The sequence below is a fragment of the Klebsiella sp. G-Nf4 genome, assembly GCF_002810615.1.
GTDB classification, from domain to species: domain Bacteria; phylum Pseudomonadota; class Gammaproteobacteria; order Enterobacterales; family Enterobacteriaceae; genus Klebsiella; species Klebsiella variicola.
The window spans coordinates 215485-228859 of sequence record NZ_PION01000005.1 but is presented as its reverse complement, the minus strand read 5'-3'; the positions used below and the strand labels follow the sequence as shown (position 1 = coordinate 228859).

Genomic DNA, 13375 nt, shown 5'->3' with positions numbered 1-13375 from the left:
ACTTTTCTTTATTTAATTCGATAAGCACAGGATAAGCATGCTCGATCCCAATCTGCTGCGTACCGAGCCAGACGCAGTCGCAGAAAAACTGGCACGCCGGGGCTTTAAGCTGGATGTAGATAAACTTCGCGCGCTTGAAGAGCGTCGTAAAGTTCTGCAGGTGCAAACGGAAAACCTGCAGGCGGAGCGCAACTCCCGATCGAAATCCATTGGCCAGGCGAAAGCGCGCGGGGAAGATATCGAGCCATTACGCCTGGAAGTGAACAAGCTTGGCGAACAGCTGGATGCCGCAAAATCCGAACTGGAAGCGCTGCTGGCGGAAATTCGCGATATTGCCCTGGCGATCCCGAACATTCCCCATGATGATGTGCCGGTTGGCCGTGACGAAAACGACAACGTTGAAGTTAGCCGCTGGGGTACGCCGCGCCAGTTCGATTTCGAAGTGCGCGATCACGTGACGCTGGGTGAAATGCACGGGGGGCTGGATTTTGCCGCCGCCGTTAAGCTCACTGGTTCGCGTTTTGTAGTGATGAAAGGCCAACTGGCCCGTCTGCACCGCGCTCTGGCCCAGTTCATGCTGGATCTGCACACCGAACAGCATGGCTATAGCGAAAACTATGTCCCGTACCTGGTGAACCAGGACACGCTGTATGGCACCGGCCAGTTGCCGAAATTTGCAGGCGACCTGTTCCATACTCGTCCGCTGGAAGAAGAAGCCGACAGCAGCAACTACGCGTTGATCCCGACGGCGGAAGTGCCGCTGACCAACCTGGTGCGCGATGAAATCATCGACGAAGACGATCTGCCGATCAAAATGACCGCCCATACGCCGTGCTTCCGCTCTGAAGCCGGTTCCTATGGTCGCGACACCCGCGGTCTGATCCGTATGCACCAGTTCGACAAAGTTGAAATGGTGCAGATCGTGCGCCCGGAAGACTCCATGGCGGCGCTGGAAGAGATGACCGGCCATGCCGAGAAAGTGCTGCAGTTGCTGGGTCTGCCGTACCGTAAGGTCGCGCTGTGCACCGGCGATATGGGCTTCAGTGCCTGCAAAACCTACGACCTGGAAGTGTGGGTTCCGGCGCAGAACACCTATCGTGAAATTTCTTCCTGCTCTAACGTCTGGGATTTCCAGGCGCGTCGTATGCAGGCTCGCTGCCGCAGTAAGTCCGACAAGAAGACTCGTCTCGTTCATACTCTGAATGGTTCTGGTCTGGCGGTAGGTCGTACCTTGGTGGCGCTGATGGAAAACTATCAGCAGGCCGATGGCCGTATTGAAATCCCGGAAATTCTGCGCCCGTATATGCGTGGCCTCGAATATATCGGGTAATTTTTTCTTCCTCTCTTTTAAAAGCGCCTGCGGGCGCTTTTTTTACGCCCTTATTGATACCGGGCAATAATCCATTCTACGAATGCAGTGATACTCCCTTTGGATTAAATCAGCATAAAAAACCAATAATATTTCAAAGCAATATATATATGACTATATAGCGCTTGTCAGTTTATTGTGAGCAACCAAAGCGAGTATCCATGAAAATTAAAGCCCCCGATGCTTTACTGGCTGCTGAGGTAAGCCGCCGTGGTTTAATGAAAACCACGGCAATAGGCGGCCTGGCGCTGGCCAGCAACGCACTAACATTACCCTTTACCCGTATGGCGCATGCCGCCGATACACCGGCTCCCGCCAGCGAGAAGGTGGTCTGGAGCGCCTGTACCGTCAACTGCGGCAGCCGCTGCCCGCTGCGCATGCACGTGGTGGATGGCGCGATTAAATACGTTGAAACCGATAATACCGGTGACGATAACTATGATGGCCTGCATCAGGTTCGCGCCTGCCTGCGTGGTCGCTCGATGCGTCGCCGGGTCTATAACCCGGATCGCCTGAAGTACCCGATGAAGCGCGTCGGTAAACGCGGCGAGGGCAAGTTCGAGCAAATCAGCTGGCAAGAGGCGTTCGATACCATCGCCAGCAATATGCAGCGGCTGATTAAAGAGTACGGCAACGAATCCATCTACCTGAACTATGGCACCGGCACGCTCGGCGGCACGCTGACACGCTCCTGGCCGCCGGGGAAAACGCTGATTGCTCGCCTGATGAACTGCTGCGGCGGCTATCTCAACCACTACGGCGATTACTCTTCGGCGCAGATTGCCGAGGGCCTCAATTATACCTACGGCGGCTGGGCCGACGGCAATAGCCCGTCGGATATTGAAAACAGCCAGCTGGTGGTGCTGTTCGGCAATAACCCAGGCGAAACACGGATGAGCGGCGGCGGGGTGACGTACTACCTTGAGCAGGCGCGGCAGAAATCCAATGCCCGGATGATCATTATCGATCCACGTTATACCGACACCGGCGCCGGACGCGAAGATGAATGGATCCCGATTCGCCCCGGGACCGATGCGGCGCTGGTATCAGGTCTGGCGTGGGTGATGATCACCGAAAACCTGGTCGATCAGCCGTTCCTCGATAAATACTGTGTGGGATACGACGAGAAAACGCTGCCCGCCGGTGCGCCAGCCAATGGTCACTACAAAGCTTACATTCTTGGCCAGGGCGCTGATGGTATCGCCAAAACGCCGGAGTGGGCCTCGACGATTACCGGTATTCCGCGCGAACGCATTGTTAAACTGGCGCGCGAAATTGCCACCGCCAAACCGGCCTATATCAGCCAGGGTTGGGGGCCGCAGCGTCACGCCAACGGCGAAATCGCCACCCGGGCTATCTCGATGCTCGCTATCCTGACGGGTAACGTCGGGATCAACGGCGGCAACAGCGGCGCGCGCGAGGGCTCCTACAGCCTGCCGTTTGAGCGCATGCCGACGCTGGAGAATCCGGTTCAGACCAGTATCTCGATGTTTATGTGGACCGACGCTATCGAGCGTGGTCCGGAAATGACCGCGCTGCGCGACGGCGTTCGTGGCAAAGATAAGCTCGACGTGCCGATCAAAATGATCTGGAACTATGCGGGCAATTGCCTGATTAACCAGCATTCTGAGATCAACCGTACCCATGAGATCCTGCAGGACGACAAGAAGTGCGAGATGATCGTAGTCATCGACTGCCATATGACCTCGTCAGCGAAATACGCCGATATTCTGCTGCCGGACTGCACCGCCTCCGAGCAGATGGATTTCGCGCTGGATGCCTCCTGCGGCAACATGTCCTACGTCATCTTTGCCGATCAGGCCATCAAGCCGCGTTTCGAATGCAAAACCATCTATGAGATGACCACCGAGCTGGCAAAACGCCTCGGCGTGGAGCAGCAGTTTACCGAAGGCCGTACCCAGGAAGGCTGGATGCGCTATCTGTATGAGAAGTCGCAGAAAGCGATTCCCGATCTGCCAGATTTCGACACCTTCCGCCAGCAAGGCATTTATAAGCAGCGCGATCCGCAAGGACACCATGTGGCCTACAAAGCCTTCCGCGAGGATCCGCAGGCCAATCCGCTGACCACGCCGTCGGGCAAGATCGAAATTTACTCGCAGGCGCTGGCGAAAATCGCGGCTACCTGGGAACTCCCGGAAGGGGATGTTATCGATCCGCTACCTATCTATACCCCGGGCTTCGAAAACTACAACGATCCATTGACAGCGAAATACCCGCTACAGCTGACCGGCTTCCACTATAAATCGCGCGTTCACTCAACTTACGGCAACGTCGATGTGCTGAAGGCCGCCTGTCGGCAGGAGATGTGGATTAACCCGATCGACGCCCGCAAGCGCGGTATTGCCAACGGCGATCGCATTCGCATCTTCAACGACCGCGGTGAAGTGCATATCGAAGCGAAGGTGACGCCGCGCATGATGCCGGGCGTTGTCGCGCTGGGGGAAGGGGCCTGGTATAACCCGGACGCTTCGCGGGTGGATCAGGCGGGCAGCATCAACGTGCTGACCACCCAGCGTCCGTCGCCGCTGGCGAAGGGGAACCCGTCGCATACCAACCTCGTCCAGGTTGAAAAGCTGTAAGGAGTAACCGATGACAACTCAGTATGGATTTTTTATTGATTCCGCCCGTTGCACCGGTTGCAAGACCTGCGAACTGGCCTGTAAGGATTACAAGAACCTGACCCCGGAGGTCAGCTTCCGCCGCATCTATGAGTATGCCGGTGGCGACTGGCAGGAGGATAACGGCGTCTGGAATCAGAACGTTTTTGCTTATTACCTCTCCATCGCCTGTAACCACTGCGAAGATCCGGCCTGCACCAAGGTCTGTCCGAGCGGGGCAATGCACAAGCGTGAAGATGGTTTTGTCGTGGTCAACGAAGAGGTGTGCATTGGCTGCCGCTACTGCCATATGGCCTGTCCGTACGGCGCCCCGCAGTACAACGCCGACAAAGGCCATATGACCAAGTGCGACGGCTGCCATGAGCGCGTCGCCGAGGGGAAAAAGCCGATCTGCGTCGAGTCCTGCCCGCTGCGGGCGCTCGATTTCGGGCCGATTGCCGAGCTGCGCGCTAAGCACGGCCAGCTGGCCGCGGTGGCCCCGCTGCCGTCGGCGCACTTTACCAGGCCGAGTATCGTTATCAAACCTAACGCCAATGCCCGGCCGTGTGGCGATACCACCGGTTATCTGGCGAACCCGAAGGAGGTGTGAGATGGGAAACGGATGGCATGAATGGCCGCTGATGATCTTTACGGTCTTCGGCCAGTGCGTCGCAGGCGGGTTTATCGTCATGGCGCTGGCGTTGATGACGGGCAATCTCTCCCGTGAGCAGGAGCGGCGCGTGGTGGGGAGCATGTTTGGCCTGTGGGTATTGATGGGGATCGGTTTTATTGCCTCGACGATGCACCTTGGCTCACCGCTACGGGCCTTTAATTCGCTGAATCGCGTGGGGGCCTCGTCGCTGAGTAATGAGATAGCCAGCGGGGCGATCTTCTTCGCCGTCGGCGGAATTGGCTGGCTGCTGGCCGTGTGCAAAAAGCTGCCTGCCAGCCTGCGTAGCCTGTGGCTGATAGTCACCATGGTGTTGGGCGTGATCTTCGTCTGGATGATGGTGCGGGTGTACAACACCATCGACACGGTGCCGACCTGGTATACCGTCTGGACGCCGCTGAGCTTCTTTCTGACGCTGTTTATCGGTGGTCCGCTGCTGGGATATCTGTTGCTGCGCGTGGCAGGCGTTGACGGTTGGGCGCTGCGCCTGCTGCCGGTGGTCTCTTTGCTGGCACTGCTGGTGAGTATTGTCGTGATCCTGATGCAGGGGAGTGAACTCACTACTATCCGCAGTTCAATCCAGCAGGCCTCGGCCCTGGTGCCTGATTACGGGGTGCTTATGGCCTGGCGGGTGGTGCTGCTGGCGCTGGCCCTGGCCTGCTGGTGTGTGCCGCAGATCCGCGGCCGCAAGCCGGCGGTCTCTCTGCTCAGCCTGGCGTTTGTTCTGGTGCTGGCGGGAGAGATGATTGGCCGCGGCGTATTCTATGGTCTGCATATGACCGTGGGAATGGCCGTCGCCAGTTAATCCGCGTCATCATGCCGGCGTGCGACCGCCGGCATGATGAAAACGTGCTGTCGATAGATGAAATTTTTCAACTGAAATTAACATCGACATTTATTAATAAATTAAGAAAAACAACAGCGTATTATCTGTTGCCTCACCTTTACCCATTCTGTGGATAAAAAACTTCTATCGTAGCCTGCAAAACCGCGTCACGCCTGATTTCAGGTGGATTGACATTGTTTTTAGCGGTGGCATGATGCGCTCGCGATCTGAACATTCCTCACGGTTTTTACCCATGACCATCTATACCCGGCCAGTGCAAATGCTGCTCTGTGGCCTGCTTTTACTGACCCTGGCGATAGCGGTGCTGAATACGCTCGTCCCGCTCTGGCTCGCCCATGAAAATATGCCAACCTGGCAGGTCGGCATGGTGGGGTCATCTTATTTTACCGGCAACCTGGCCGGTACGCTACTGGCCGGTTGGGTGATTAAGCGCCTTGGCTTTAACCGCAGCTATTATCTCGCGTCGTTAATTTTCGCCGTCGGCTGCGTAGGGCTGGGGATCACCGTTGGCTTCTGGACGTGGCTGAGCTGGCGTTTTATCGCCGGCGTAGGCTGCGCGATGATTTGGGTGGTGGTGGAAAGCGCGCTGGTCTGCAGCGGGACTTCCCGCAGCCGCGGCCGTTTGCTGGCGGCGTACATGATGGTCTATTATGTCGGTACCGTACTGGGCCAGCTGATGGTCAGTAAATTACCCACCGATTTAATGAGCGTCCTGCCGTGGGTGACAGGGCTGGCGCTGGCGGGGATCCTGCCGCTGCTGTTTACCCGTATTATGGGACAGGCTGAAGAGCCGCATGAAACAGTACGTATCTGGCCGATGCTGAAGCTGCGCCAGGCGCGCCACGGTGTCAATGGCTGCATTATCTCGGGGATTGTCCTCGGCTCGCTGTACGGCCTGATGCCGCTATGGCTGAACCATCAGGGCGTCAGCGACTCCGGCATTGGTTTCTGGATGGCGGTGATGGTTAGCGCGGGCATCCTGGGGCAGTGGCCGGTAGGGCGCCTGGCTGATCGTTATGGCCGCCTGCTGGTGCTGCGGGTGCAGGTCTTTGTGGTGATCATCGGCTGTCTGGCGATGCTGAGTCAGGCGGCAATGGCCCCGGCGCTGTTTGTGCTTGGGGCATCCGGTTTCACGCTGTATCCGGTGGCAATGGCCTGGGCCTGTGAAAAAGTGGAGCACCATCAGCTGGTGGCGATGAATCAGGCGCTGCTGATGAGCTATACCATCGGCAGCCTGCTGGGCCCGACCCTGACGGCGATGCTGATGCAGAACTTCTCAGACAACTTGCTGTTTATCATGATCGCCAGCGTGTCGTTTATCTATCTGCTGACCCTGCTGCGTAAAGCCGGGCATCATCCGACGCCGGTGGCGCACGCATAACCATTGTGACGTGCAGCGAAGGCTGCGCGTCATCTGCTTCAATCGATCGTGTTTTCCACTGCAGAGAGACGGCATTGCGCTTTTCATGAGGATCAACGGCGGGGCTGGAACGATTTCCCGTGTCGCTTCGGGCCGGCGTAAGCGCACCACCGACCCTGATGAGGCTATTAGTACATCACCTTGTGACCATACTGCTCAAGAATGCCTTTCACCCGCTCCATGGTCTCTTTCTTCGGCGGGTGGACACCGTCCAGTTTGTATTCTTCACCCATCGCTACCCATTTGTGTTTGCCCAGCTCATGGTAGGGCAGCAGCTCAATTTTCTCGACGTTGCCCATATCGCGGGTAAATTCGCCCAGGCGGTGTGCGGAGTCATCATCGTCTGACCAACCCGGAACCACCACATAGCGGATCCAGACATTGATATTCTTTTTCGCCAGGTACTGGGCAAACTCGAGGGTGCGGTGGTTGGACACGCCGACCAGGTTCTGGTGAATTTCATCGTTCATCTGTTTGAGATCCAGCATGACCAGGTCAGTCACCTCCAGCAGTTCGTCGATAACCGGATCGTAGCGACGGACAAAGCCGTTGGTATCGAGGCAGGTATGAATACCTTCCTTCTTACAGGCGCGGAACCAGTCGCGAACAAACTCCGCCTGCAGGATCGCTTCGCCGCCCGACGCCGTGACGCCGCCGCCTGAGGCATTCATAAAGTGACGATAGGTCACTACCTCTTTCATTAACTCTTCAACAGTGATTTCTTTGCCGCCGTGGGTATCCCAGGTGTCACGGTTATGGCAGTACAGGCAGCGCATCAGGCAGCCCTGGAAAAAGGTAATAAAGCGGATGCCCGGGCCATCAACGGTGCCACAGGATTCAAAGGAGTGGATGCGACCAATAACTGACATTGCGGTGTTTTCTCCAGATGTGGCCCATCCGGGGCCGTGTTGGTGCACAGCTCAGCGGCTGTGTCGAGTCTGTTTTGACAGGTACCCAAAGTATAGATAACTGGCAAAGCAGGCTGGGGCGGGGAAGCACTTGTTAAAAAGGCCCCACTGACGTGGGGCCTTTATTGTACGCTTTTTCAGTCAGACTGGGAATTACATGGTCTGAGTGAAGGTACGGGTAATAACATCCTGCTGCTGTTCTTTCGTCAGGGAGTTAAAACGTACGGCGTAGCCAGATACGCGGATGGTCAGCTGCGGATATTTTTCCGGGTTTTCCATCGCGTCGAGCAGCATTTCGCGGTTCATGACGTTCACGTTCAGGTGCTGACCACCTTCGATGGACGCTTCGTGATGGAAGTAACCATCCATCAGGCCCGCCAGGTTGGTCTTACGAACTTCGTCATCTTTACCCAGTGCGTTCGGCACGATAGAGAAGGTGTAAGAGATACCATCTTTCGCGTAAGCAAACGGCAGTTTAGCTACGGAGGTCAGAGAGGCAACAGCACCTTTCTGGTCACGACCGTGCATCGGGTTAGCACCTGGTCCGAACGGCGCGCCAGCGCGACGACCGTCTGGGGTGTTACCGGTTTTCTTACCATATACCACGTTAGAGGTGATGGTCAGAACAGACTGAGTCGGGATAGCGTTGCGGTAGGTGTGCAGTTTCTGAATTTTCTTCATGAAACGTTCAACCAGGTCAACGGCCATATCATCGACGCGAGCATCGTTGTTACCAAACTGCGGGTATTCGCCTTCGATTTCGAAGTCGATAGCCAGACCGTCTTCGTCACGAATCGGTTTAACTTTCGCATATTTGATAGCAGACAGGGAGTCAGCAGCAACGGACAGACCAGCGATACCACACGCCATGGTGCGGATAACGTCACGGTCGTGCAGCGCCATCAGAGAGGCTTCGTAGCTGTACTTGTCGTGCATGTAGTGGATGATGTTCAGCGCGGTGACGTACTGTTTAGCCAGCCAGTCCATGAAGTGATCCATGCGATCCATGACTTCGTCGAATTTCAGGACGTCGCCTTTGATCGGTTCAGATTTCGGACCCACCTGCATTTTCAGTTTTTCATCCACGCCGCCGTTGATAGCGTACAGCATGGTTTTCGCGAGGTTGGCACGAGCGCCGAAGAACTGCATTTGCTTACCAACAACCATCGGGCTTACGCAGCATGCGATAGCGTAGTCGTCGTTGTTGAAGTCCGGACGCATCAGGTCATCGTTCTCGTACTGCAGAGAAGAGGTATCGATAGACACTTTAGCAGCGAATTTCTTGAAGCTCAGCGGCAGTTTTTCAGACCACAGGATAGTGATGTTCGGCTCCGGAGACGGCCCCATGGTGTACAGGGTGTTCAGGAAGCGGAAGCTGTTTTTGGTCACCAGAGTACGACCGTCAACGCCCATACCACCGATGGATTCCGTTGCCCAAATCGGGTCACCGGAGAACAGTTCATCATATTCCGGGGTACGCAGGAAGCGAACCATACGCAGTTTCATGACCAAGTGGTCAACCATTTCCTGCGCGTCTTGCTCGGTGATTTTACCCGCTTTCAGGTCACGTTCGATGTAGATATCCAGGAAGCTGGAGGTACGACCGAAGGACATTGCCGCGCCGTTCTGAGATTTAACGGCAGCCAGGTAACCGAAGTAGGTCCACTGGATTGCTTCCTGAGCAGTTTTTGCCGGAGCAGAGATATCGCAGCCGTATTTCGCTGCCATTTCTTTGATCTGACCCAGAGCGCGATGCTGTTCAGCGATTTCTTCACGCAGACGGATAGTTGCTTCCAGATCTTCGCCGCTTTCCAGTTTCGCTTGCAGAGACTGGAACTGAGCGTATTTGTCTTTCATCAGGAAGTCGATACCGTACAGCGCAACGCGACGATAGTCACCGATGATACGGCCACGGCCATAAGCATCCGGCAGACCGGTCAGCACGCCGGATTTACGGCAGTTCAGGATGTCTTTGGTGTAAACATCAAATACGCCCTGGTTGTGGGTTTTACGGTACTCGGTGAAGATTTTTTTCAGCATCGGGTCCAGCTCGCGATTGTACGCTTTGCAGGAACCTTCAACCATTTTGATACCACCGAACGGGATGATTGCACGTTTCAGCGGCGCTTCGGTCTGCAGACCAACAATTTTTTCCAGACCTTTCTCGATATAGCCTGCGTCGTGAGAGGTGATGGTGGAAGCCAGGGCAGTGTCAAAATCAACAGGCGCGTGAGTGCGGTTTTCCTGTTTTACACCTTCCATTACGCTGTCCCACAGCTTGGTGGTCGCTTCAGTTGCGCCAGCCAGGAAGGATTCGTCGCCTTCATATGGGGTGTAGTTTTTCTGAATGAAGTCACGGACGTTGACTTCATTCTGCCAGTCACCTTTCGCAAAACCTTCCCAGGCTGTGGCTAACTTTTCATTAAGCTCGGACATGTAACACCTACCTTCTTAAGTGGATTTTTTATTTACTGCCTGAAACAACCCTTAGTGATGGTCGTTGCCACGCAGGTAAATGACCCAGTATGTCAACCCGACCAGCAGACCTCCGCCGATAATGTTCCCGATAGTCACCGGAATCAGGTTATCAGTGATGAAGTTCATAACGGTCAAGTGTGAGAAACTTTCCGGAGTTGAACCGACCGCGGTCCAGAATTCCGGGCTCGCAAAATTGCGGATTACGATACCCATTGGGATCATAAACATGTTGGCGATGCTGTGCTCAAAGCCGCTGGCAACGAACATCGCTACCGGCAGGACCATGATCATCGCTTTATCCATCAGGCTACGACCGGAATAGCTCATCCATACGGCGAGACAAACCATCAGGTTAGCGAGGATACCCAGGCTCACGGCCTCCACAAAAGTATGGTGCATTTTGTGGTCAGCGGTCTGCAGGACGTTTAGCCCCCAACCGCCGTTGGCAGTCATATATTCGCCTGATAACCACATCAGCAGCACAAACAGCAGTGCGCCCACCAGGTTACCAAAATAGACGTTGAGCCAGTTTTTTGCCAGTTGCCCCCATGTAATTCGACCGCTGGCTTTCGCCACCACGATCAATACGGTAGAGGTAAAGAGGTCAGCGCCGCAGATGATGCACAGAATCAGACCCAGGGAAAAACAGACCCCACCGATAAGCTTGGCAATCCCAAAAGGCATCGCGGCAGTGCCGGTGGTCGCGGTGATATAGAATACGAAAGCGATGGAGATGAAAACGCCAGCGGTGATCGCCAGATAAAAGGTCTTCATCGGATGCTTCGTTGCTTTATAGACACCTGCTTCTTCGGCGACTTTCGCCATCGCGGCAGGGAGCAAAAGATCAAAAGGGTTGTCAGCTTTCACACTAACTCTCTCTTTATATAAGTTGGCGGTGAGATACTAACAAAGCATTATAGAAGGGAAATTGATATAGATCATATCTCACCGGAACTATATGCCTTTTTAGTGTGTGGTTTTTGTCTATTTGATGTTTAACTATTTGAATTTTTTATGGAAAATAAATTTTAAAATTTATAACTTATGTTGAATTTTTTCGTTTTCGCCCCAGTTTTTGAGTTAATTAAAATGGAGTATTTTATTTAAAATTAACAATTGGTAAATGATATAAGTTCGATATTTACTATTAATTAACTTTGCAACTACAAACTATAGTGGATACCTCGCCAGGTTTAAATAACGGAGCCGCATCGGGCTCCGTTGTTGGCAAGCATGTTGGCGCAATGAGGGCTTATTTTGCCCAGAATGCCGCTTTCGCCCGCTGCAGCTTTTCATACGCTTTCAGCAGCGACTGATGAGCCGGGAAGGCTTGCAGATCGCTGTCGACAGCCTGAAGGCCATAGAACGGGGCTTCCCCGCTCAGCGCAGCGCTGGCGGCCTCGACCGCATCAGTGCCGTACATACGGAGGAAGGCGTTCAGATACTGTAGCGGCTGACGATCCTCTTCCTGGCTCAGCAGCAGCAGGGTCTGCAGGCAACGATAGTAGTTTGCGCGCTCAGGGCTGAAGATAGAGGCATTGAATTCCATGGTCCATTCGGTCCAGATCAGCGCCTGTTCCAGATCGCCGCCAGCCAGGGCCAGCATCGCTTTCAGCTCGCCGATGCGCAGGGTATACCAGCCGTTGTCTTTCCCGGTGGCAAGGCCCAGCAGTTCGCGAACGCGGGTGAAATCATCCAGGCCTTCGTCATCCATTTGTTCGATGAGCGCCAGATAATCTTCTTTTTCCCACTCGCTGCCCGGCAGAGACAGAATGGTGTCCCGCAGATGGGCGCCCATGCTGTTGTTTGCCAGCCACAGGTCTTCTGCCGGATAAATATCCGACATTCCCGGAACGATGATACGGCAGGCGTAAACGCCCAGATGCTCGTAGTCGGCAATGTACACTTCTTTATCTTCGGCCTTGAAGATGGCCATCAGGGTGGCGAACTCTTCTTCGGTGGTACCGGAGAAACTCCAGTCAACGAACGGATAGTCGGCATCCTGCTTGAACATATCCCAGGAGATCAGACCGCTGGAGTCGATGAAGTGGGTTTCGAGGTTAGCGTGCTCGGCGACTTCTTCGTCATCAAAGGTCGGCGGTGTAAAGACGTCGAGGTCTTTCAGGCTGCGGCCCTGCAGCAGTTCTGTGACGGTACGCTCCAGCGCCACGCCGAAGTCCGGGTGGGCGCCAAAGGAGGCGAAGCAGGTGCCGTTAGCCGGGTTAAACAGCACGACGCAGATAACCGGGTATTTGCCGCCCAGTGATCCATCGTAGGCAAAAATCGGGAAACCTTCGGCTTCAAGTTTAGCGATCGACTCCACGACGCCAGGATAGCGCGCCATGACTTCCGCCGGGATCTCCGGCAGGCTGATGCTCTCTGCGATGATGCGGTTTTTGATGTGACGCTCAAAGACTTCGGACAAACCCTGCACGCGCGCTTCATTCGGGGTGTTACCCGCTGACATACCGTTGGATACGTACAAGTTACCAACGATATTCATCGGAATATAGACGGTTTCGCCGTCGGACTGGCGGGTAAAGGGCAGGCCGCACACGCCGCGCTCATCGTTCCCCGACTGCAGATCCACCAGCATACCGGCGGTCAGTTGATCGTCAGGATCGTAGAACGCCCGCAGGCGGGCATCCAGCAGACCTTCCGGTACTTCATCGTCTTCGGTCAGTGGGAACCATTTTTCGTTCGGGTAATGAACAAATGGGCCGTTAGCGATGGTGTCGCCTAACCAGAAGTCGGCGAAGAAATAGTTGGTGGACAGACGCTCGAAATATTCGCCCAGCGCGGAGGCCAGGGCTGCCTTTTTGGTGGCGCCTTTACCATTGGTAAAGCACAGCGCGCACGCTTTATCGCGAATGTGAACGGACCACACGTGCGGCACCGGGTTCAGCCACGAGGCCTCTTCGATATCAAATCCGAGGTCGAGCAATTTCTGCTGGAAGCGAGCGATGGAATCTTCCAGGGCGGCATCTTTGCCGGGAATAAACGTTTGGGTCATGGCGATCACTTTTGTCGTACGGAAAGCGCGCAATGATACGGCTTTTATCTGA

At 55.0% G+C, this 13375-nt stretch carries 9 protein-coding genes; 5 read left to right on the top strand and 4 right to left on the bottom strand.

Annotated features, from left to right (window positions below; translation table 11 throughout):
• Nucleotides 1-37: 37 nt before the first annotated feature.
• The 5 genes from serS to CWM57_RS12830 all read left to right on the top strand — a co-directional run bounded on the left by serS (nucleotide 38) and on the right by CWM57_RS12830 (nucleotide 6885).
• Complete coding sequence (gene serS / locus CWM57_RS12855; protein WP_049003789.1) at nucleotides 38-1330, top strand: serine--tRNA ligase; 1293 nt, start codon at nucleotides 38-40, stop codon at nucleotides 1328-1330.
• Between the two features lie 200 nt (nucleotides 1331-1530).
• On the top strand, nucleotides 1531-3969 hold the full coding sequence (dmsA, locus tag CWM57_RS12850) for a dimethylsulfoxide reductase subunit A (protein WP_100631471.1): 2439 nt from the start codon (nucleotides 1531-1533) through the stop codon (nucleotides 3967-3969).
• Between the two features lie 10 nt (nucleotides 3970-3979).
• The gene (locus tag CWM57_RS12845) at nucleotides 3980-4597 is read left to right on the top strand and encodes a DMSO/selenate family reductase complex B subunit (RefSeq protein ID WP_004201375.1); all 618 of its coding nucleotides are present in this window, start codon (nucleotides 3980-3982) and stop codon (nucleotides 4595-4597) included.
• 1 nt (nucleotide 4598) lies between these two features.
• Nucleotides 4599-5462, top strand: coding sequence for a dimethyl sulfoxide reductase anchor subunit family protein (locus tag CWM57_RS12840; RefSeq protein WP_100676008.1), 864 nt, complete (start codon nucleotides 4599-4601; stop codon nucleotides 5460-5462).
• Nucleotides 5463-5736: 274 nt separating this feature from the next.
• Entirely contained in the window at nucleotides 5737-6885 is a 1149-nt protein-coding gene (locus CWM57_RS12830) for an MFS transporter (RefSeq protein ID WP_100676007.1), read from the top strand.
• A gap of 167 nt (nucleotides 6886-7052) precedes the next feature.
• Here CWM57_RS12830 and pflA read toward each other — a convergent pair whose 3' ends face one another.
• The 4 genes from pflA to ycaO form a co-directional block, all read right to left on the bottom strand.
• The gene (gene pflA / locus CWM57_RS12825; RefSeq protein ID WP_002898145.1) at nucleotides 7053-7793 is read right to left on the bottom strand and encodes a pyruvate formate lyase 1-activating protein; all 741 of its coding nucleotides are present in this window, start codon (nucleotides 7791-7793) and stop codon (nucleotides 7053-7055) included.
• A gap of 192 nt (nucleotides 7794-7985) precedes the next feature.
• Entirely contained in the window at nucleotides 7986-10268 is a 2283-nt protein-coding gene (pflB, locus tag CWM57_RS12820; protein ID WP_061155185.1) for a formate C-acetyltransferase, read from the bottom strand.
• A gap of 51 nt (nucleotides 10269-10319) precedes the next feature.
• A complete protein-coding gene (focA, locus tag CWM57_RS12815) occupies nucleotides 10320-11177 on the bottom strand; it encodes a formate transporter FocA (protein WP_061155184.1) in 858 nt (285 codons plus the stop codon).
• Between the two features lie 385 nt (nucleotides 11178-11562).
• Nucleotides 11563-13323, bottom strand: coding sequence for a 30S ribosomal protein S12 methylthiotransferase accessory factor YcaO (ycaO, locus tag CWM57_RS12810; protein WP_100676031.1), 1761 nt, complete (start codon nucleotides 13321-13323; stop codon nucleotides 11563-11565).
• Between the last annotated feature and the right edge of the window lie 52 nt (nucleotides 13324-13375).

Excerpts from the sequence above, each read along its gene's own strand:
- pflB (WP_061155185.1), bottom strand. The coding sequence starts at position 10,268 with ATGTCCGAGCTTAATGAAAAGTTAGCCACAGCCTGGGAAGGTTTTGCG.
- ycaO (WP_100676031.1), bottom strand. The coding sequence starts at position 13,323 with ATGACCCAAACGTTTATTCCCGGCAAAGATGCCGCCCTGGAAGATTCC.
- pflA (WP_002898145.1), bottom strand. The coding sequence starts at position 7,793 with ATGTCAGTTATTGGTCGCATCCACTCCTTTGAATCCTGTGGCACCGTT.
- CWM57_RS12845 (WP_004201375.1), top strand. The coding sequence starts at position 3,980 with ATGACAACTCAGTATGGATTTTTTATTGATTCCGCCCGTTGCACCGGT.
- CWM57_RS12840 (WP_100676008.1), top strand. The coding sequence starts at position 4,599 with ATGGGAAACGGATGGCATGAATGGCCGCTGATGATCTTTACGGTCTTC.
- CWM57_RS12830 (WP_100676007.1), top strand. The coding sequence starts at position 5,737 with ATGACCATCTATACCCGGCCAGTGCAAATGCTGCTCTGTGGCCTGCTT.
- dmsA (WP_100631471.1), top strand. The coding sequence starts at position 1,531 with ATGAAAATTAAAGCCCCCGATGCTTTACTGGCTGCTGAGGTAAGCCGC.
- serS (WP_049003789.1), top strand. The coding sequence starts at position 38 with ATGCTCGATCCCAATCTGCTGCGTACCGAGCCAGACGCAGTCGCAGAA.